This window comes from Streptomyces sp. NPDC111656 (assembly GCF_055656965.1).
The window spans coordinates 1-19,669 of sequence record NZ_JBVKCA010000038.1; the positions used below are offsets into that span (position 1 = coordinate 1).

Genomic DNA, 19,669 nt, shown 5'->3' on the forward strand with positions numbered 1-19,669 from the left:
GAGGGCCAGTAGACGAGCCTTCGATGGCACGTGCTCAAGGTTCGCTGTCTCCGAACGCCCATCGGCAAGATCACGATCTACAGCTGGAGTACTAACCCGGCTCGCGGTCGGGCGGCACCCGCATTGGAAACTTCGCCCGTGACCTGCCGAGTTAATCCGCATAGACCTTTGCCGACCGTGACACATTTGAGGCGTTGCCTGCTCACGTTATGCATTTGCAGCTGCATGGCACTGCGAGGTGTGCGCCGGAGCGCGGAAGGCGCGGAGAGTTTACCTCACAGGGCGACGGGTTCGGCTCGCGTTGCCAAAGGGGTGGAACAGACGTGGCGGCGCGCATAAATGCGGTCGCCGTCCGCCCGGTGGCGCGCCGAACTGCCAAGCGATACAGAGTGTGACGCTTCAGATACGAAGCCTGATCACTTCTGACCGTTTTCGCAGCGGGGCTGTAGTTTCTGCAATTGCATTCGGCCTTCCGTGGTTCTTACGCGTCCTTTATTCGTCTTCCTGGGCGCGGAACCTTTGCTTAATGAACTGAACCGGATGGCGTGGGAGTGTGGTGGGGCGCTAGCGTCCCTTGACACGAGAAGACCCCGGGCGGCCTACCAACCAACTCCGGGGTCCCTCATATGTGTTGACCAACCCAGAGGAAACGAGGCACCTCCGTGATTGACCCCTTTCCCGTCGCTGGCTGGCTTCAGCAGCCTGCAGCGGGCTTCGACGCTAACATTCCGTGTGGTCTGCGCGGCCAACCCCGCTCTCTTGATGCCTGGGCTGGCACGGTGCAGCTGAGCGTCTTTCTGGCGCTCGTGGTCCTGCCTCTCGTACTGGTGACCGAGGTGGGAGGGGCCCCGGCAGGCGCCGCGGCAGTGGCCCTGTCGCTGGCTGCGGCCCGGCGTTCCAGCCTTCGCTACCTGCGCGTCCGGCTCACCTGACAGTCCTGTGCCCGTCGGCGGCGATGGCCACGCCGCCGGCGGGCACGGCCCGGCTCCCTTTCCCGCAGAGATCCGGATCCTTTCGTTCCTCTTCAGGGGGTGTTGAAGATCTGCGGTGATCGGGAGAGAAATACAGCCCGTGCGTTCCCGGAGGAATTATGGCGACCAGCGGTCCCCAGTACGGCAGATGCCGGTACTGCAAGCAACGCTTCAAACGGGCTGACAGGCCCGGCCGGAAGCAGGAGTACTGCGACCGGAGATGCCGCCAGCGGGCCCAGCGGGAACGGAGCCGCAGCACCCCGGAACAGCCCGACGTTCCCCTTCCGCTCGGCCGGAACATCGCCGAAGCCGTACAGGCGCTCGCTGAGGGCCTACTGGCGGCCGAGTACGCCGAGCAGAGCCTTGACGTCCTGCTCCAGCGTGCGGCCGAACTCAGCAAGGAGGTGGAGTACTACTTCTCCGCCGCGGTTCATGACGCACGGATGAAGGGTGCGAGTTGGGAAGCGGTGGCCGAGGCTGCCGCGGTGAGCCCTGCAACGGCGCGGTTCCGCTGGGCGGAGAAGACCGTGAAGCGGCGGCTGACGCGCCGCGCGTCCGAACGGGCGGCACCCCAGCAGCGGGACACGACGGCCCATCCCGTGCAGCTCCGTGGGGATGACCGGGACGTGGGGAAGCCGGCCGAGCGTGCCTCCGGCAAGCTGGCGGCCGCGCTGTCGCATCTGCACCGGGGCAGCGGGCTGACGATTCGCGAAGTCGCGGAGCAGACAGGACTGTCCGCGTCCTACGTGTCGCGGATCCTGTCGGGAGAACGCCTGCCCGCCTGGCCCGTCGTTGCCGCGCTCGCGGATCTCTTCGAAGGAGACCCGGGCGAGCTGAAGGTGCTGTGGGAGAGCGCCCACGGAATGAACCCGCCAGCACGTCAGCCCATCCCGGACGCGACGGCCCGCCTGCGTGCGGCCCTGCGGGGCCTGTATCTGGCGGCATCCTCTCCCAGCAATGCCCGTATTCACGAGGCGAGCGGCGGCGCGCTCAGCGAGGTCGTCATCAAGGACATCCTGAGCGGACGGTTTGTCCCCGACTGGAAGACCACCGTCGCCTTCGTCCGCGCCCTCGGCGGAACACCCGCCGACATCCGCCCCGTGTGGGAGGCCGTCCACTACGCCTTCCTTGTCTATCTGGACCCGCCGGACACGACCGGATCGCCGTTGCCTGCATCGGACGAGAACGCAGACGAAGAGCCCGGAAACCCTCCGCGCCAGGAGGGATGACACCCATGAACCGCCCCCGCTCAGCAACCAGGAGCCCCGCGATGGCCAATCTGTTGGGCCCGCGCCGCAGTGCAGCCCTCACCCGCCCCCGACAGCCCCAGCACACTGCCGTACCACCGGTGCGACCTTCGGATCTGGCCGTAAGCCTGCCCGTTGAGTACACCGCCTTTTGCATGCTCTACCAGGACCGCTATCTGCGCTACACCCGTGTACGCGTCGCCGATGCCGGCCTGAGCCGGCGGTTAGTCGAGACCGCTCTGGGCAGAGTGGCGACCAACTGGACCAGCGTACTGGCCAGTCACTGCCCCGCAGCGGAAGCGTGGAGCATCCTCGGCTCGCTGATCAGAACGGCCGCATACGGGCGGGCCTCTGCGACAGCGGGATCCTGCAGCGCCGTGTACCGCGTGCTCTCGCCGCTCCAGGCGGATGTCGTCATCCTCCGCCACCGCCTGTCCCTCAGCGATGAGCAGGCAGCCGATCTCATGGGAGTGGAAGAGCCGGTGGTGGCCAGTCAATTGCGGATGGCGCACCGCAAGCTTCCCCGTGAGCTGGCAAGTTCGCTGCCTGTCGCCCCCGGCGCAGGGACTGATCCAGGCGCGTGAGCGTGCCGCTCGAGCCGATCAGGTTCCTGCGCAATGCGCAGAGCAACTTTTCACCATACTGCCCCACCTGGCCCCCTCGTTGGATTCTGGCCCACGTCACCGACATCTCTCTACGATGGAATTCGCAGTAATCCGCGTGCCGTGTTGACACGGCGGTGAGGGGCCGGATGAGCCACAGAGAGACGCCGCTTTCCCACACCATTGACGTCACGCAGCCCAGCGTGGCCCGCATGCACAACTACTACCTCGGCGGCAAGGACAACTACCCGGCCGACCGGGAAGTGTGCGAGCAGCTGCTGGAACACGCCCCGAGCGCCCAGTTGCTGACACTCAACAGCCGCAGATTCCTCAAGCGTGTCATCCGCTGCCTCGCCGTGGACTACGGAGTGTGTCAGTTCCTCGACTACGGATCCGGTCTGCCGGCCCAGGACAATGTCCACGAGATTGCCCAGCGCATCAATGACGGTGCCCGCGTCGTCTACATCGACAACGACCCGATGGTCCTCGCCTACGGCCGGGCGCTCCTGGAGGACAACGACCAGACGGCCGTCATTCAGGCCGACCTGCGCGATCCCGACGCCATCAGGGACCATCCCCGCGTTGCCGGGCTCATCGATTTCACGCAGCCAGTAGCCGCACTGTTCGTCTCCGTTCTCCACTGCATCCCCGATACCGACGCCCCCACCCAGTTGATGCGCCGCGTGGCCGCGTGCATGGCCCCCGGCAGCTTCCTCGTGATCAGCCACATGGTCAGCGAGGACGCCTCGACCCGTCAGATCATCAGCGACTTCATGCGCCAGAGCACGGCCGGGAACTGGGGACGTGTCCGGCGCCGGCAGGACGTTGACCGCTTCTTCACGGGGCTGGACATCCTCGAGCCCGGAGTGGTGGACGTGGCGATCTGGCGGGCGGATACGGAACTCGTTCCGCGTCAACGCACCCGCGAGTGGATCGAGTACGGAGGCATCGGCCGTGTCCGCTGAAGTACATCCGCCCGGCCGCGCCCACTGCTCTCGGTCCCTTCTCGGCTACCGGTACCGGGTGACCGCGTCATGAATCCGCTGCAGCGAGGCGTCCGGAGACTCGGCCGAGTTCAACAGGCCGTCCAGGATCGACCGGTACTGCTCCGTCTCGCTCCGCTTGTCCAAGTAGACGGCATTCTGGACATGCTCGAGATACACAATCTCGGGAAGCTCTGTCGGTTCGAAACGCAAGTGCGTGATCGGGAAGCCCGGTGTGACGCCTTCCGGCGAGCTGAACGGGATGATCTGGACTTGCACATGGGGCCGCTCCGCCATCGCAGCCAAGTGCTGGAACTGCCGACCCATCACCGCCCGCTCGGCCACCTGCCGGTGCAGCACCGCCTCCTCCAGCACAGCCCACAGCTTCGGCGGATCGGGGTAGTCCAGCAGTTCCTGCCGGGCCAGACGCAACTCCACCCGGCGTTTGACGACTTGCTGCTCCATCTCCGTGGCCTGCCATCGGCCCGCGGAGGCCACCGCGCGCGCGTACTCCGGCGTCTGCAGCAGACCGGGCACGAGGAGTACCTCGTAGGTGCGGATGAGGGCCGCAGCTTCCTGCAGCCCGACGAACTTGTCGAACCACTTCGGCAGCACGTCCTCGAACTGGTGCCACCAGCCCGACTGGTTCGACTGCCGTACGAGCTCGATGAAGTCTGCGGCGTCCTCGGCGCCTATGCCATAGAGGCACAGGAGGTCGGCGACGTCGCGTTCCTTGAGCTGGACCAGCCCTCGCTCCAGGCGGCTGATCTTGGAATCCGAACACCGAAGGCGGTCGCTCGCCTCAAGAGGAGTCAGGGCGGCAGCCGTGCGCAGCCTGCGCAACTCCGATGCCAGTATCAGACGCAGAGCTGTCGGGCTGTGCCGGGGAGGAAGGAAAGATCGTTCCAGCTTTGGTAAACGTTCTGGTTGAACAGCGGACATGCGGGCTCCTGCAGGGGACCATGAAACGAGTGCAGTTTCCCACCACAGAGCCCGCAGTGCACCGCAAGGGCGGTTTGTCCCTTCCGGCTTCAGCTGCCCAGCGTGTCGAACTCGCCACCCCGTGCCCCCGCGAGGAAGGCGGCGATTTCGGCACGCGTGTAGATCAGGGCGGGCCCTTCCGGATCGCGCGAGTTGCGCACCGCGACTTCTCCGCCTGGAAGCGCGGCCAGCTCTACACAGTTGCCCTCGATTCCACTCTGCCGACTCTTGATCCATACAGCACCCTGGAGCGCCCCCGCCGGAACGCCATTGACGACCTGCCGCATTATCGCCTTCTCTCGCTAACGTGTCCGAATGCTCTCTTTGCTGACGGCGCGGAAGATGGTCACGGTGGGTACACGTGTTCCCCTTTCGTCCGGGGCGTGCAATTTCCGTCGCAATTGCATCAGTGGGCGGGTGGCGAGGATACTGGCTTGGAGCAGGCATTCTTGAACGCCGCCCGACTGGGCATCTCGCGGGGAGATGAGCAGTGCCGACACATGCGATGACTACAGCGTGTCACGTCGAGAATGTTGACGATGCACCGGAACCGGACGAACCTTCTGCGCCTGGCATCGGGATGCCAGGCCTTCCCAGTGGTGGCGACTGGGGCCTGATGCTCGGGATCAGTGCGGCGGAGTTTTCGGCCCGCAGTTTCAGCGCGGACTCCTCGGGCCTGCACGGCGCACGCCATTTCGCCAGAGACGTCCTGGACGGATGGGGACTTTCTTCGCATATCGATGACGCTGTCATCGTGATCGGTGAGCTCATCGCCAACGCTGCCCGGCATGCGCTGGAGTCCAACGGCGGCGATGAGACAGCCGCCACGGCCTGGCTCGGGCTCGTGCGCAGGCATCAGGCTGTCATATGCGCCGTGGCGGATCCGAGCCCTTGCATTCCGGAGCCTCAGCACCCAGGGCAGTTCAGCGAGTCCGGACGCGGCCTCCAGATCATCGAAGCGCTGAGCTCGTCATGGGGCTGCTCACCGCCTCAGAACTCGGGAAAGATGGTCTGGGCCCGAGTCTCGACACTGCCGCAGTCATAGCTCTGCGGATAGGAGTTCCCACGGAGGAGTGACTTTCGCCAGCGTCTTCTCCGCGGCCAAGCTGAGCGGCGTGAGGGAGGGCTCTCCCGCCGGGCAGCCAGGATGAAATCCGAAAGTGTCGTCCTGGTTGCACGCGCTGCCGCCGCGGTGACCGTCAGCACAGAGCCCGTTGATGAAGACGACGCCACGAAGCGCCGCCATGTCGGCGGCGGCTGAATTCACCCGTCGCCGACAGCCAGCTGCTGCGTAGGCTCTCGCCGCCGGACCGACCGGTCGGCGCTCGCCGCGCTCAACGACACCCGATCCGCCGGCGTCCTGCACATCCGTCGCCGCCCCGGCCACGGCCTAGATGAGCTCCTCAGCAACGGCCCCCGGCTGGCTTCACGACGGACACCGATCGCACCACGTCGCTCAAACCTTCACCGTCCGCAGGGAGTCCCGCCGATGGCCGGGCGCAATCCCCGGAAGCCGCCGCCGACTGCCCGCCGGACCGCCCGGTCCGGCGCCTCGGCCATGCCGACGCGTTCGCTCGGGCAAAGGAGGGTGTGGTCTACGGCCAGACCGGGCCCTGCCCCGTACCTGTCCCTCGGGCCCCCAGCGGGTGCCAAGTGCTCCCACGAAATCCCGGTGCGCAGCAGGTACAGACTCCCGCTACAGCGCCTGCGGGCCCGGCCACCGCCGACGCCCGTTTGACGGAACCCTGCGTTCAGGCTGCAGCAGCGCAAGAGGGTCCGCGGCAGCACTCAGCCGGACAACTCGACTGCCGCTCAGACACGGCCGCTGCAACGCAACCATCCCGCTGTGCCGGACCCGGCCCGAGCAGTCTCAACCGCTGCAACCGACCGAGAGTTGTCACCCTGGGGGCGCTGGCTGCTGCCGCACCCCGCCGCCCCTCTCCTCAGCGCGGCCGCCACGTACGGATCTCCAGATGGATGATGTGCGCATCCGGACGGATACGGCCGGTCTCCACCAGCCACTGGTGCACGGCCGCAGTGACGTCACCGCCGGCGGCATCCACGCGGCGGGCGAAGTCGGCGGCGTCGAGGCCCCCGGTCTGGGCGGAGCCGTAGGAGCGTTCTTCGGTGTGGTCGGCGCGCTGGATGACGTCGCGGCGGATGCCGGGTGAGTCGGTGCGGCTGCCGGAGGGGTGCAGGTAGGCGGTCTTCGCGAGGCGGACGGTGAAGGCCAGGCGCAGGCCCTGGCTGGCGGCTCCGGCGATCAGGGGCCGCAGGCGGGCGGAGCCGGAGGCGATGGCCTGGGCTCCGACGCGGCCGGTGCCGGTGCCGGTGGGAGTGATCAGGACGGCTTTGGTGCGGACTCGGGCGCGGGAGCCGGAGGAGGTAGTACGGCGGGTGATGTGCCGGGCGGCGATCTCGGCCAGTTCGGGCAGGTCGGTGATACCGCCGGTTTCGACGGCGGCGAGGACGTCACGCAGGGCGGTGACGAAGGCCGCGCCCTTGTTCTTGGTGTAGAACTGCGAGACCAGGGACGGGTCGCGGTCGATGATGCGGGCGATGTCGCGTTTGGTGTAGCCGGCGGACTGAAGCCGGTCGGCGAGGCGGGCAGCCTCGTTCAACTCGTCCTGGTGTCCTGGCCGGTTGCGGCGGGGGCGGGGCGGCATCACGCCTCCTGGCCGGTGGTGAGGGCAGCGCGTCCGGCATTGCGCGCGGTGAGGAGTTCCTCTTCGGTGGTGGGGGCGGGCAGAGGCCCAGCAAGGTGGCCTTTGAGGAGGTAGTCGCCGGGCTGGTGGTGGTAGGGCCAGTTCTGGGGCTGGGTGAGGTAGAGGGCGTCGGTGCGGAAGGCGATGACGCTGCCGGGCGGGGTGTGCAGAGCGCCGGCGTAGGTGTCGTCGTCACGGTGACGCTGGCTGAGCAGGGCGGCACGGGCACCGGACCAGATCGCGGCAGCCCATTCAGGATGCGCATTGGGGTCGCGGGCGAAGCCGGTGGGCTTCTGCCAGGTGATCAGTTCGTCGTCGAAGCCGATGATTTCGGCGTCCGGCGGGACATCGCGCTCCAGGGTGCGGGGGGTGGTGCCGGTGACCATGCGGGGGCGCTGGGCGAAGGAGCCGATGCCGTACAGGAGGATGGAGCGCACCGCGCGGGAGGCGAGGTGGGCGGCGCGGGCTTGCTGGGGATCGCCCTGGAAGTGGGCTTGGGCGGAGAGGTTGCTCCAGGTCTCCTTGAGTTTCTTGGCCCAGTCGTCGAGGGGTTTGCCGTCCTCCCACAGGATGCCGTCGAGGATCTCGACCTTCCACGGCTGGATGGGGTTGGCCAGGGCGGTGTGGATTTCGGGGCCGCCGACCCAGGTGGTGAAGGTGGTACCGGGCTGGCTCGGGTAGTGCCAGGCGCGGTCGCCGGGGGCGGGAGCGGGCAGCAGGCCGACGTGGTCCCAGGTGTCGGGAACGGTCACGCGTACCTGCCAGTGCCCGCACCCGTACAGGGCCCGCATCTGCTCCTTCTGCGGCCAGGAGGCGAAGGCGGCCGCGGTGACGCGGCGGGGGGTGCCGACCGGGGACTTCCAGGTGTGCTTGGCGTAGGCGAACGTGCGGTCGTATTCGACGAGCTGGGGCAGCTGCTCGGCGACCCTCGGCGGGGTGATGAGCTCGTTGCGGCCCTGCCCGGCGGTTGCGTGCAGCAGGCTGCGGAGTTCTTCCGACAGGACAGGGAAGCCCTCGGCGTACTGGCCGCGGGTGGGGATGGTGCGGGTCCACAGGTCACGGCCGGTCTGCGAGGGGGAACCCATGAGGACCGCGTCGCTCCAGTGGCGGCGCAGGGCCTGCCACAGCAGCACGAACGCGTCGCGGACAGTGGCCGGGTCGTCGCCGTCGACGTCGAACCACTCCCCCACCGAGCGGATCTCCACATGCTGTTCGCCGTTCGCGCGCTGGTAGCGGCCGACGGGGTTGCGGGCGTGGATGAAGTGCCCGGCCATCCGGTCGCGGCCGCGGCCGGTGTCGGTACGCCAGCCCGGGATGGGCGCGTTGAGCCAGGCGGCGACGGTATCGCGCAGGTAGGGGTATCGGTCGGCGTCGCGGCGCCAGGGGTCCCCGGCGGTGATGTAGATCCGCTCCACGCCCTCGGGGACCGTGTGGAAGACCGCGGTGAGGATGTCGGCGGCCGAGGCGGCACCGAGGTCGAGGTGGTGGGTCTGGTTGCGGTGGACGAGGATGCCGGTGGCAGTGTCGAGGAAGACGGTGGAGCGGGCCTGCTGGGTGAAGTTCGGCCGGGTGGAGGCGAGTCCGGTGGTGTGGGAGAACCAGGCGTCGCCCGCGGCGCCGTCGGGCAGGGAAGGAAGGCTGGGCGTCGTCGAGGAAGCGGCCGGGACCGTGGTGGGTGCGGGAGCCGGCGCCGTCGCGGCATCCGGGGAAGGCGAGTGGGCCGTGGCTGTCGCAGAGGAGGCACGTTCTGGCTGCGGGGGCTGTTGCGCGGTCGGGCCGGGGGCCGGAGTCTGGGGTGGCTCGCCGGCCGGGGGCTGCGGTGCGGGGGTCGTGGCCAGCCGGTCGGGTGCCAGGGCCGGGGCCAGGGAGACGACGTCGGCCACGCTCAGCCCGGAGGCCGGGGCGATCCGCTCCGCCTTCGCCTTCTCGTAGGAACCCAGCTGGACGACCCGCTTGTCCCGGTCGGCCTCCAGTCTCGCCAGTTCCGCCCGCGCCTTCTTGATCGCATCCCGCACGGTCCGCAGCTCGGTGAGCGCGACGCTGTAGCTCTGGGCGTCCATCGGGGCTTCCTTGTCCGGGCGGCTTCAGCCGGTGGTGTGGGTGGTGACGTAGGCGATGGCTCCGCCTGACTGAGAGGCGAGCCGGGTGCCCAGGAGGAGTTCGGCGAGGCGGCGGTCGTCGTCCCGGTCGGAGGTGATCGCGGAGTGCGGGGTGGCAAGGTCGGTGACGTATCCGGCCAGGCGTGCATCGGGGAAGGCAAGGCGGCCCTCGCTGTTCTTCTCCCACCGCGCGAGCCCGGTGAGGACAGCGACCACGTAGCCGGACAAGGTGACCGGGAGAACTCCCCCAGCCGCAACGCTCGCTGCATCACACCGCCACCAGCCACGCAACGCCTTGAGCAGATCCTCGGGTGGAAGGGTAGCCGCGAAGCCGAGCCAGGAACGCTCCACTTCCTGCACCGGCCGGGCCGTGTCGACGCGCAGTACTCCGATTTCCCTGGCCGGCAGCCGACCGATCGGCGCCTGCTGACGTACCCGCAGGGCCTGGACGACTTCGAGCGGAACCATGACACGTACACCGCGGCGAGATAGGCCCGGCAGCAGTCCGGCAGAGATGAGGCGACGGAACGTGGTAATCGCGCATCCGAGCTCTTCCGCGGCCTGTCCGGTCGTCAGCAGCACCTCATCCTCACCTCATCCCCGCTCAGATATCTGATTCGGCATGTAGCGTAGTTCGGAAGACGGAATGGCGTCAAACTCTTGCTGGCATGGCGTGGCCAGATGCGCCGGCTCAACCAGCAGACGGTGCGCACACCGGACCATGTCCCAGGCCGTCCGCTGCCAGGCAGCGCAGGCGTCCTGCCGGCCGCATCGGCTGCGACCTTCGGCTCTACCTCGGCGGCCCGCCGCAACAGCGGCTGACAGTCGGGGAGTTGCCCGAGAGCTGCGGTTCGGCAACGGCCGAGACCTGAGGCAGCCACATATCGCCGGTTCGCCGGGAGGGCTTACCGGCCAAGCGGGCGCCTGATGTTCTCTGGTCTCGTCGGTCCCGGTCAGATGGAAGAATCGAGTTGGTCGATCCATGCGCGGGCGGCACTGGCTGCACGGCGGATAACCTGCTCATCGGCACCGACCCTGCTGATCACTCCGATCCTGCGGTTAAGGCGTGCGTTCACTTCCCGATGTGTGGCACCCGTCGCTTTGACGAGATCGTTGACCATGGCCGTCAGTCGGACGTGGGGGTCTGGCCCGGTATCGGCTTCACCGTCATACTGTCGCTCCCACTCGGGTTCCGGGTCCTCCAGTGACTCGCGTTCCGAGCAGTCGGCGCAGAACTCTAAGACTCCCTCGACCTGCGCTTGCCCGCAGCTGACGCAGACCCAGCTGTCGCAGTTCGCGCACGACATCGAGGCCCCGTCGGAGTCGTGTCCCCAGGCACGTTCCTGCGACGTGCACTGACCGATGCACGGCCGCGACGCAAAGGAGGGGTTCGCTGCAGGTTCTGGCACTCCGTCGTGGGCCTCGCGAGCAGCCAGTTCTGCCCTCCAGCGGGCACCGTTTTCCTTTCCATGCCGATGGCGTGCCTGCTCGAGGGCTTCCCTTTCTTCAAGCGTGAGGTGGCCAGCGCATGCGGCTACAGGAGAAGGGAGGTCATCGTAGGCTGGCCATTCGGCGACCGGGCGGCGGCATCGGCGACCAGTGGTCTTGCCGTACCGGGTACATCCTGACGCCTGCCCTTTGGGGAGATCCTCCCGGCCGACGGCGGAGAATGCTTCCTTGGTGTGCGTCTTGGACGCCTGCTCGGAGGCCGCCTCCTTGTCCAGCTCTGCCTGCAGGATTTGCCGCCAGTCGTCACCGATCTCGGGAAGCGCAAGAGCGGCACTGACGCCATCGACCTGCAGGCCATGCCGTCCCGCCACGTGTACGAACACCGGCTGAATGACTGCGAGGACCTCATCGGTGAATTGGGGGACGAGATAGGGCGACACGATGAGAACGGCGTCTGCCCGCCCCCCGGAGCGGTTGCCCGGTATCAGTTCCACGTTTCCTACATCCGCCAGCAGGGCAGCAGCCGCGCTATTGCCCTGCTCATATATCAAGAACGCCGTTTGACCCAGCACGCGATGCAGGGTGGATGCCGCTGACGTGGCCAGCCGGGGTGGCAGGGCAGCAGTGGCGGCAGGTGCATGCGCTGGCACCGCCGTGCTTGCCGGCATGGAATACAGGGGCGCAGGTGGCGTTTGCTTGAGGGCCGACTCAACGGCGGCTGGACGGCCGAGAACTTCCTCAAGCACCGCCTCGAGCACGGGCACGGAGTCCGAACTGACGAAGTTGTCCACCGCGCCCTGGTTGACCCAGCCCAGTGTCAGCGTGGCCCCGTCGTAGAAGGACACGTTCGCGTTCTGACTCAACAGAATCCAGGTGAACCGCCGCCGTTTCTTCACTGCTTCCAGCACCTGCGGCCATAGCTCCTGCACGACCACCGTCTCGTCCGCCATATCCGCTCCCCATGTGATGCGCTTTTAGCAGCGTAGAAAGAGGCACTAACAACTAGGTTCATCGCAAGAGCAGTTGGCTTGGCCTCGGCAACCGTTGCTAACCCGTCATGACATCGCTGCGTGCGACGAGGCAGAAGCCCTTGATCCGCAGCGCGGTCGGTGCCGGGTGGTTCCGGTCGACGGTACCGGGCACTGGATCGAGTTGATGCACGCGGAGGCCACCGGCGGAGGCACCATAACTCGGGCAGGGCCGGGTTCAGCCATCAGGCGTGCTGCGGCTGATATGCCTGCCACAGACGGCGCGTCGAACACATTTCGAACTTAGAGGGGGCTTGTACTCAGCAAGATTTTTTCGGTCATTAGTTCCCATGCCGTGGCCGGGATGCAACGCGAGTAGCGCGCGGTCGTCTTCCTCTTCCTTCCTGTCGTCGGCTGCGAGCTGAACGTCCGCCGCATTTTACCGTTCGCAACGACTACGCGCAGCTTGGAGCGTCGCGCCTGCAGGCACGGCGCGTGCCGGGGTACCTCGTCTTGGAGCAGAAGGCGGGGCAGTGTAGAGCGGGGGTCTGACAATGCACCCGCAACCGGCGCAACGGAAATGGCGCGAAGTCTCGGCTACCGTCTGGTACTGAGATTGGGCGCCTCAGGCTCGGCCGGACAGTGCGTCAGGATGCGCTTATGAGTCACCCTTCGTCTTTCAGGGAACAGACGGCGGCGATGCCGCGCGTCCATGCCCCACTTCTGCCTGGCAGCATCGAGCGCTTGGACATGTCCGGCCGAATGCCGCAAACATCGCGGTGATCTGTTCGGGGGTTGCGGTGTCAGATCTTCTTCCGACCTCGCCTACTTTCGCGGCCTGAGCGCGTCATGACGGCCCGACTAGTCGTCGTAGGCCAGGCCGGTCCTTGCGCAACACGTGTTCCAGGCACCTGTCCTGAGTCCAAGCGGTGCCTTCCGTCCTGCTTTCCCTTTCAAACTGGAGAGTTGTTCGTGACCTCCCTGCCTTTCTCGGCGCAGGAGCAGTCTGTCCTCGCGCCGCTCCTGAGCGCTGGCCGTCATTCCGCTGACCCGGCGCGCATGATGGCTCGGTTCGTGGATCCGCTCGGAGTCGAGCGTGAGGTGCCGTGGCTGGAAGCTGCCGGAGAGCAGGCGCTGGAAGAGTGCCTGCCGATACGGCAGTTTCCAGTGCTCAAGGGCCGCCGTACGGCACCGGGTTGGTGGTGGTCAGCGACTGACCGGTGTTTCGTGCCCTATGGATTCAAGGCCATGCGCACACAGGTCATGATGCTGGACCATAACCCGCGGGTAGTGGCTCTGGCCTGTCGGCCGGTGGAGCTCCTGTGGCATGGCCGGAGCGGGAAAACCCTCTCGCATGCGCCGCATCTGATGGCGCGTCTAGCAGACGGCAGTGGACTGCTGGTTGATTGTGCAGGCCCATTCGGAGCCGGGCGGCGGCTCGTCCGGCGTGCTGCGCACCTCGAGGCCGCGGCCACGGCGGCAGGTTGGCAGTACCGGTTGGTGGGGCCACCGGCGCGTGTGGTGGAGGCTAACGTGCGCTGGCTGGCCGGCTACCGGCATCCGCGCTGCGCCGGGGGCCGGTTGCCTGAGGTAGTCGCATGCTTCCGCGCCCCGTTACCTCTGATGGAGGGAGTGCGGCTGTTGGGCGATCCGATCGCGGTGTGGCCGGTCGTGTTCCATGCGCTGTGGACTGGCGTGCTGAGTGTGCCGCTGGAGCGTGTACTGCACGAGCGCGTGGTCGCGGTTGCTGGGCGAGTGGGGGTAGCACGATGAGCCGGTCGATCCTTGCGATAGGTGACGCCTTACGGCACGGCGGCCGGGAGTGGACCGTGGCCGGGATCGAGGGGGTCATGGCGTCCGGGACGCGGATCTGGCTGACCGACAAGAACGGGGACGGCTCCTTGGCCGTGTTCGCTCTGTCCGAGCTGCTGAGGGATCCCGGCTTCGGCCCGATGGCCGGCTCGCGTCTGCGGGTGCCGCAGGTCGGACTGTTGTCGACGGTGCCTGAGGATCAGCAGCTGCGTGCGCTCGATCTGGAGCGGCACGTTCGCGAGGTGGAGACCGGATACCCGACGCCAAGCGGCAAGGGGCTGCTGAAGCCTCAATACGACCCCGCAGTTACGACGCTGGCTCAGCGTGAGCAGGCGAAGGCCGATGAACTGGCCGCGCAGGGCTGGCCGCGCGTGAGCCGGGCGACGGTGCGCAGGTGGAGGGCGCGCTACCACGCGGACGGGGTGTGGGGGCTGGTCGTCAAGCGACGCGGCTCGACGCGGCTGGAGCGGGCCGATCCCCTGGTGGTCGAGGCGCTGCGTGCACTGCTGCCTGAGGAGGCTTTGCGTTCGCGTTCGCGGGGGTGGAAGAAGCGGATGCGGCGGGAGGCGCAGTGGTGGCTGGATGCACGGCATGGTGAGCAGCAGGTGGAGGTGCCGGCCCTGTCCACGTTCAACAAACTCCTTGACGCTGTGGAGAAGTCCCTCGGGTTGCAGGGGACGGTGGCGCAGCGGCGTGCCCGTGCCGCGCGCCCGGCGCCGCCGTTCAAGCCGACCCTGGCGCTGCGGCCCGGCGAAATCGTGATGATGGACAGTTCGCCGCTGGATGTGCTGGTGGTCCTGGACGACGGGGTGGTGGGGCGGCTGGAGCTGACCACCGCGGTGGATTTGGCCGTGCGCGGGCTGTGGGGGGTGCTGCGGCCGGCTGGGACCAAGCTGACGGATGTGGCGGTGTTGCTGGCGCAGATGATGACGCCGGTGGTGATGCGTCCGGGTTGGGATGCGGCGCTGTCGATGGCCGCGTCGGTGGTGCCGTACGAGCGACTGACCGCTGTGGATGAGCGACTGAAGGACGCGGCGGCGCGGCCGGTGATCGTGCCCGAGATGGTGGTGGTCGACCAGGGCAAGGTGTTCATCTCCCCCGCCACGCGGGCCGCGTGCGAGAGCCTGGGCATCTCCCTGCAGCCGGTACCTCCGGCCAATGGACCGGCCAAGGGGCATGTGGAGAGGGGCTTCGGCTCGATCGGCACTGAGTTTTGTCAGTGGCTGCCTGGCTTTACCGGCTCGCGTGTGAGTGAGCGCGGCTCACGCGTGGAGCAGGAGCGGCTGTGGACCGTGTCCGAGCTCCAGGTGCTGTGGGAGGAGTTCCTCGTGCACTGGCACCACCGCCCGCACGAGGGCCTGCGACACCCGTTGATGCCGAAGAAGGCCCTTACGCCCAATCAGATGTGGGCGGCGCTGCTTCCGGTGGCGGGCTACGTACCGGTGCCGCTGTCGGCGGACGATTTCGTGGAGTTGCTGCCAGTGCGCTGGCAGCCGATCACGGATGCCGGTGTCCGCTTCGACTACCGCACCTACGACGACTCTTGTCTCAACGGCCACCGCGGGCAGGACTCCGGGGTGGCCTCGAAGAAGGGTCTGTGGGAGGTGCACTACAACCCCTACGACCCTGTCCGGATCTGGGTGCGGTTGCCGGAAGGGTTTCGCGAGGTGGCGTGGATCCACGCCACCTCGGTCGGTCTGCCGTTCACTCACCACGTGTGGGAGCACATGTGCAAGGTGGTCGAACGCACTGGCTCGCGGGAGGAACACGAAGCCGAATTGGCCTTGGCCCTGGATGGCTTCCTCAAGCGGGCCGCTCGCAAGGAGAAGCTGTCCGTTGCGGAGCGGCGGGTGGTCGCGAAGTCCCGTGCCTCGGGCGCGGTGCCGGTGCCCGCAGGAGAGCTCAACGTGCTGGATGTGCCCGCACCGTCGTTCGGGCTGGCCGGCGTGTACGCCGTGCCCGGCCTCGACGACGACACCGTGCCCGACGCATACGACAGCGGGGACGAGGGCGAAGACGTCTTCGGCTCCCCTGACGATGAGTTGGAGGCCGGCCGGTCCGCCCGCGTCTATCACGTCCTAGGTGAAGACGCTGAGGGGGACCCGTGGCTGCCGTAACCACCGCCGCAGACGACGGCTTCTTCGACGACGAGGTTGCTCCCGGTGCGGTCACGAACGGCCTCCTGTGGCAGGCCGAGGTATCCCGCCCGCGTGTGCCCGCACCTCCGGTGGGCGATCTGTCCTGGAGCCGCAAGCGGCTGCTGGACTACCACTCCGAGTTCGTCACTCTCAAGACCCCGTTCATGGAGCAGGCGCTGACCCAGCTCAGGCTGACGCTGCTGGTGAACAACCGGCAGCGGGGCACCGCCCGGCGTGGCCTGATCGTGTCCGGGCCTCCCGGGGCGGGAAAGTCGACCACGCTTGCGGAACTGGGCCGGTCCTTCGAGCTGAGTGAACGACGCCGCCTCGGGGGCCGGGAAGGCTACATGCCCGTGGCGTTCGCTTCCATCCCGCCGACCTGCACGCCCAAGAGCCTGGTCCAGGTCCTGGCCCGGTTCGCCGGTATCCCTGTCCACGAGCGGATGACTGAGAACGCCATCACCAATGCCGTGTGCCACGTGCTGTGCGAGCGGCGCACCCGGCTGGTTTTCCTTGACGACGTCCATCTGCTCAACACCCGCACCCGGCCCGGGGCTGACACCTCCGACCAGGTCAAAACCCTTGCGGAGCGGGTACCTGCAACGTTCGTGCTGGCCGGTGTTGATGTGGAGCACTCACCGCTGCTAGCCGGCCCGCGCGGCGCTCAGCTCGCTGCCCGCTGCAAGATCCTGCGCACTCCCCCACTGCTCAACGGCACCCCCGCGCAGAAGGCGGAGTGGCGGGAGCTTCTGCAGGCAATGGACGGGGCGCTGCGGCTGGCCCGGCACCGGCCCGGAACGCTGGTCCGTCACGCCGACTACATCCATATGCTCACCGGTGGTGTGATGTCCAGCCTCTCCCTTCTGGTGCGGGAGGCCGCAATCCGCTCCATCGTCGACGAAAGCCACGCGGTCACGAAGAAACTGTTGTCGCAGGTGGTGCTCGACGTTCAGGCCACGAACGCGGCACGTGCCAGGCGCAGGCAACGCAAGGGCGGACTCGCCACATAGCGCGGTGCTGCGGCTTTGACGCCGCACCACCGCGGGCCGCTCGTGTCAAAGGACTCCAACTGCGGCCCCGGCGTCGAAGCTCTCGTTCCTGTCTGCCGCAAAGGACCATGCTCGTGCAATTCCCTCATCCAGCGTCTACGCCCGCTCGCCTTGCACCCGTCGCGCAGGAGCTGACCGGCTCCTGGATTCGCAGGATGACCGCCGGATTCGGGCTGTCGGCCCAGGACTTGCTGCGGGCAGTTCTGGGCGGTCCGCACGGTGTGCACGTGACGGGCACACCGAAGACCGGACTGGAGCTGTTCCTCAACGCACCCGCGCAGGCAGCTCTGGCTCAATTCTCCGGCATGCCCCTGTCCCGGCTCACCGCCCTGCTGCCCAGCCTCGACGTTTGCCACAGCCGTCTCGAAGATGTCCCGCTCCGGCTGGCCGCCTGGTACACACCAGGCACGGCGTGGGTGGCGGCCTGCCCACCATGTACCGGACGGGCCTGGCTGGCGGGGCCGGGCGTGCAGGTGTACCCGGGAGCTGCTGGGCATATCTGCCGTCGCCACCGGCGGTGGCTTCTCGCGCGCGCCGGGAAACCAGCAGGCATTGCACTGCAGAGCCTGCCCGAGATCATTGCGGCTCACCAGCGCCATGTCGCTCTCGTACGGACGCATCCGCGCGGAGGGGACGTGGTGGCCTTCGCCGCGACGGTGGTGTGGTCGTGGCAGGTACAGCGATGGAGATCGGAGACCATCTGGCAGGACCGGGTGCGCCGACTCGCCGCAGTCACGGGGTGTCCGCCAGCGGCCATCGTGCCTCATGCCCTGCTGGCCTATCCGGAAACGATTGCCGTCGCCCGGCTACTCGGGGACGGCCGCTGGCAGCGGCGCCTGCGCTCGAGCGTGGCAACTGCAGGCGCTGCTGCCGCCGAAAGGTTGCTCCTCCAGGAGGTCGGCCTCCGCATCGGCAGGCCGTGGCTCGCGGACTGGTTGGGTGCCTGTAGCCGTGCCCGTAGCCGGGAAGCCGCACGAGCGGATCCGCTTCGGCAGTGGCTGCTCACCGTGGCAGACGGCGCCAGCGATGACCGCTTATGGATGGTGGACCAGGCCGTGGCACGGCCTGCCGACTACAGCGACCGCGCCGCTCTCCTCAGCGACGGTCGTACTCGCGCCTTGTCGCAGCAAGCCAGAGCAGCTTTCTTGATCAGCGGGTGGGAACCCCTCCCCCGCGACGCCCAGTGAGAACACCGTACCTGTGACGTCCTCTGGAGCACGGCGGGTTCATCCGCTACCAGTGGGGCGCATGCCGAGCGGCATCGTCGGCCGTGGACCGCCATGGGCGGCTCTTCCCCTGCGATCCCCCACCCTTCCTCAACGCGTGCAAGGAGAGATACATCATGCCGCTGATCAGCCCCGAATTCGCGGGCCAGTTGCTGAAGGAACTGACAAAAGGCTGCCCCGTTCCTGCAGCCCCTGCAGACATGGCCCGCTACGCTTTCCAGACCCGTGACCACGTGCTCATCGGAGATGTCGCCGTCCGCGGCTACAAGCACAAGAACAAGTGGCGTCTGGACGAACGGGACATCCGCAAAGCCGGCGAACAGCTGGCCTCGCTCGCGATCGATCTCGACGATCTGGTCGATGCCCGTCCCCTACCCACCGACCGCGGACACACGTGGCGTTTACAGATCATGAACTGGTTCGAACAAGTCGCCTACGAGGACCAGACTGCTAACGGCTGCCGCTGCGAAGGCCGACAACCATGCGACCGCACCCGGCCGAACCAGCACGGACTGGGGTGCGGGGCAACCTGGGAACAGGTCGAAGCACGCTACGGCCAACGGAGTATCGCCTCCACCCGCCCGCTGCCGCTATTGACGTGGTCCGGTGCGATCTGGATGGTTCCGCGTGCCTACGCCGCCCTTCTCGACCGGGCGGAGCAAATCACCGCCCAGTTCGCTGAAAAGGCCGCCCGCTGCAGCCGGTGCGGGGCCCAAGGAGACATCTGGGAATGGCGTTCCTCCAGCACTGCCGGCTACACCACACTGTGTCCCTCATGCACCAGCGCTGCCGCCCGCCGGTACAAAGGCCACCTGCGGGGAAGGCGGTACAAGTCGATTCCGAAGAACTCGCAACCGTACGCATTCCTGTGCGTCTTGTGCCCTGGCCCGCGGCAGGCCATGTACTGGGACCACTGCCACGAGCACGGCTTCGTCCGTGGTCCGGTATGCGCCAGCTGCAACACGTACGAAGGCGGCGGCCACCAGTTCATCAACCGCCCGGGCGCGGTACAGCACCTCTTGCAGTGCGACGGCTGCCGTCGTGAACGAACGGTACCGCCGCGGCACCAACCCGACGTCGTGCTCCGCACATTCGTGCTCGACCCTCACGGCTCATGTTCACAGCCGCCTCGATATCCGCGGGGTGCGGTGGAGGCAGATGGGTCGGTCCGCTTCCATCTCCATTGCTGGCACCACACGCCCTTCTACCGGTGGGAACAGGCCGTGCCCGCTTCCCACGTCAGCCTTCTGGTGGGTGAGTTCGTGGACAAGGCTCTGGCAGCTGAGACCGATGATCCCGACTGACGTCCTGTCACAGTCGCTCTGCTCGTCTGGTTCCTACGCTTCCCCCGGCCGGGCGGCTGCCCCGCGCCGGGGGTCTCCAAGCAGAGCCGGTGCGCTCTTCATACCGGTCACGCACCGTGCCGTCTTGACCAGTCG

Annotated in this window: 17 protein-coding genes; 10 read left to right on the forward strand and 7 right to left on the reverse strand. The window is 67.5% G+C overall.

The genetic code is table 11. The features are described 5' to 3' along the window. Window positions 1–779: 779 nt before the first annotated feature. The 4 genes from ACZ7M3_RS49575 to ACZ7M3_RS49590 all read left to right on the forward strand — a co-directional run bounded on the left by ACZ7M3_RS49575 (window position 780) and on the right by ACZ7M3_RS49590 (window position 3,785). On the forward strand, window positions 780–932 hold the full coding sequence (locus ACZ7M3_RS49575; RefSeq protein ID WP_472072969.1) for a hypothetical protein: 153 nt from the start codon (window positions 780–782) through the stop codon (window positions 930–932). A 158-nt stretch (window positions 933–1,090) separates the two neighbouring features. Then, window positions 1,091–2,200 carry a helix-turn-helix domain-containing protein gene (locus ACZ7M3_RS49580; protein ID WP_472072971.1) on the forward strand — a complete coding sequence of 370 codons (1,110 nt, stop codon included), beginning with the start codon at window positions 1,091–1,093 and terminating at the stop codon, window positions 2,198–2,200. Window positions 2,201–2,241: 41 nt separating this feature from the next. Then, entirely contained in the window at window positions 2,242–2,802 is a 561-nt protein-coding gene (locus tag ACZ7M3_RS49585) for a hypothetical protein (RefSeq protein WP_472072973.1), read from the forward strand. Window positions 2,803–2,969: 167 nt separating this feature from the next. Next, window positions 2,970–3,785 (forward strand): SAM-dependent methyltransferase, encoded by an 816-nt coding sequence (locus tag ACZ7M3_RS49590; RefSeq protein WP_472072975.1) that lies wholly within the window; start codon window positions 2,970–2,972, stop codon window positions 3,783–3,785. A gap of 45 nt (window positions 3,786–3,830) precedes the next feature. Here the strand turns inward: ACZ7M3_RS49590 and ACZ7M3_RS49595 are convergent, their stop codons facing one another. Continuing rightward, complete coding sequence (locus ACZ7M3_RS49595) at window positions 3,831–4,745, reverse strand: helix-turn-helix domain-containing protein (RefSeq protein WP_472072977.1); 915 nt, start codon at window positions 4,743–4,745, stop codon at window positions 3,831–3,833. A gap of 89 nt (window positions 4,746–4,834) precedes the next feature. Continuing rightward, the gene (locus tag ACZ7M3_RS49600) at window positions 4,835–5,071 is read right to left on the reverse strand and encodes a DUF397 domain-containing protein (protein ID WP_472072979.1); all 237 of its coding nucleotides are present in this window, start codon (window positions 5,069–5,071) and stop codon (window positions 4,835–4,837) included. Window positions 5,072–5,274: 203 nt separating this feature from the next. Between ACZ7M3_RS49600 and ACZ7M3_RS49605 the strand changes: the two genes are divergently transcribed. Then, window positions 5,275–5,829 (forward strand): ATP-binding protein, encoded by a 555-nt coding sequence (locus ACZ7M3_RS49605; RefSeq protein WP_472072981.1) that lies wholly within the window; start codon window positions 5,275–5,277, stop codon window positions 5,827–5,829. Here the strand turns inward: ACZ7M3_RS49605 and ACZ7M3_RS49610 are convergent. The 5 genes from ACZ7M3_RS49610 to ACZ7M3_RS49630 form a co-directional block, all read right to left on the reverse strand. Continuing rightward, entirely contained in the window at window positions 5,824–6,171 is a 348-nt protein-coding gene (locus ACZ7M3_RS49610; protein ID WP_472072983.1) for a hypothetical protein, read from the reverse strand. The two genes, ACZ7M3_RS49605 and ACZ7M3_RS49610, sit on opposite strands and share 6 nt — an antisense overlap. Before the next feature lie 556 nt (window positions 6,172–6,727). Continuing rightward, the gene (locus ACZ7M3_RS49615) at window positions 6,728–7,450 is read right to left on the reverse strand and encodes a helix-turn-helix domain containing protein (RefSeq protein ID WP_472072985.1); all 723 of its coding nucleotides are present in this window, start codon (window positions 7,448–7,450) and stop codon (window positions 6,728–6,730) included. Then, on the reverse strand, window positions 7,450–9,549 hold the full coding sequence (locus ACZ7M3_RS49620) for a hypothetical protein (protein WP_472072987.1): 2,100 nt from the start codon (window positions 9,547–9,549) through the stop codon (window positions 7,450–7,452). Before ACZ7M3_RS49620 ends, ACZ7M3_RS49615 begins: the two co-directional genes overlap by 1 nt. A 24-nt stretch (window positions 9,550–9,573) precedes the next feature. Continuing rightward, window positions 9,574–10,056 (reverse strand): DNA-binding protein, encoded by a 483-nt coding sequence (locus ACZ7M3_RS49625; protein WP_472072989.1) that lies wholly within the window; start codon window positions 10,054–10,056, stop codon window positions 9,574–9,576. Between the two features lie 485 nt (window positions 10,057–10,541). Further along, complete coding sequence (locus tag ACZ7M3_RS49630) at window positions 10,542–11,987, reverse strand: hypothetical protein (protein ID WP_472072991.1); 1,446 nt, start codon at window positions 11,985–11,987, stop codon at window positions 10,542–10,544. 990 nt (window positions 11,988–12,977) lie between these two features. Here ACZ7M3_RS49630 and ACZ7M3_RS49635 point away from each other — a divergent pair. The 5 genes from ACZ7M3_RS49635 (at window position 12,978) to ACZ7M3_RS49655 (ending at window position 19,534) form a co-directional block, all read left to right on the forward strand. Beyond that, window positions 12,978–13,778, forward strand: a complete 801-nt coding sequence (locus tag ACZ7M3_RS49635) for a TnsA-like heteromeric transposase endonuclease subunit (protein WP_472073051.1) — start codon at window positions 12,978–12,980, stop codon at window positions 13,776–13,778. 56 nt (window positions 13,779–13,834) lie between these two features. Further along, window positions 13,835–15,934 carry a transposase gene (locus ACZ7M3_RS49640; RefSeq protein ID WP_472072993.1) on the forward strand — a complete coding sequence of 700 codons (2,100 nt, stop codon included), beginning with the start codon at window positions 13,835–13,837 and terminating at the stop codon, window positions 15,932–15,934. Next, window positions 15,922–16,965 (forward strand): AAA family ATPase, encoded by a 1,044-nt coding sequence (locus ACZ7M3_RS49645; RefSeq protein ID WP_472072995.1) that lies wholly within the window; start codon window positions 15,922–15,924, stop codon window positions 16,963–16,965. The genes ACZ7M3_RS49640 and ACZ7M3_RS49645 overlap by 13 nt, the downstream gene beginning before the upstream one ends. Before the next feature lie 194 nt (window positions 16,966–17,159). Continuing rightward, window positions 17,160–18,191: a TniQ family protein gene (locus ACZ7M3_RS49650; protein ID WP_472072997.1), complete on the forward strand. Its 1,032-nt coding sequence runs from the start codon at window positions 17,160–17,162 to the stop codon at window positions 18,189–18,191. A gap of 155 nt (window positions 18,192–18,346) precedes the next feature. Next, entirely contained in the window at window positions 18,347–19,534 is a 1,188-nt protein-coding gene (locus tag ACZ7M3_RS49655; RefSeq protein WP_472072999.1) for an endonuclease domain-containing protein, read from the forward strand. The last annotated feature ends 135 nt before the right edge of the window (window positions 19,535–19,669 follow it).

Bases quoted from the DNA above. Each gene is read 5' to 3' on its own strand.
- ACZ7M3_RS49630 (WP_472072991.1), bottom strand. From the start codon at position 11,987: ATGGCGGACGAGACGGTGGTCGTGCAGGAGCTATGGCCGCAGGTGCTG.
- ACZ7M3_RS49585 (WP_472072973.1), top strand. From the start codon at position 2,242: ATGGCCAATCTGTTGGGCCCGCGCCGCAGTGCAGCCCTCACCCGCCCC.
- ACZ7M3_RS49590 (WP_472072975.1), top strand. From the start codon at position 2,970: ATGAGCCACAGAGAGACGCCGCTTTCCCACACCATTGACGTCACGCAG.
- ACZ7M3_RS49625 (WP_472072989.1), bottom strand. From the start codon at position 10,056: ATGGTTCCGCTCGAAGTCGTCCAGGCCCTGCGGGTACGTCAGCAGGCG.
- ACZ7M3_RS49615 (WP_472072985.1), bottom strand. From the start codon at position 7,450: ATGCCGCCCCGCCCCCGCCGCAACCGGCCAGGACACCAGGACGAGTTG.
- ACZ7M3_RS49650 (WP_472072997.1), top strand. From the start codon at position 17,160: ATGACCGCCGGATTCGGGCTGTCGGCCCAGGACTTGCTGCGGGCAGTT.
- ACZ7M3_RS49620 (WP_472072987.1), bottom strand. From the start codon at position 9,549: ATGGACGCCCAGAGCTACAGCGTCGCGCTCACCGAGCTGCGGACCGTG.
- ACZ7M3_RS49655 (WP_472072999.1), top strand. From the start codon at position 18,347: ATGCCGCTGATCAGCCCCGAATTCGCGGGCCAGTTGCTGAAGGAACTG.
- ACZ7M3_RS49595 (WP_472072977.1), bottom strand. From the start codon at position 4,745: ATGTCCGCTGTTCAACCAGAACGTTTACCAAAGCTGGAACGATCTTTC.
- ACZ7M3_RS49580 (WP_472072971.1), top strand. From the start codon at position 1,091: ATGGCGACCAGCGGTCCCCAGTACGGCAGATGCCGGTACTGCAAGCAA.
- ACZ7M3_RS49600 (WP_472072979.1), bottom strand. From the start codon at position 5,071: ATGCGGCAGGTCGTCAATGGCGTTCCGGCGGGGGCGCTCCAGGGTGCT.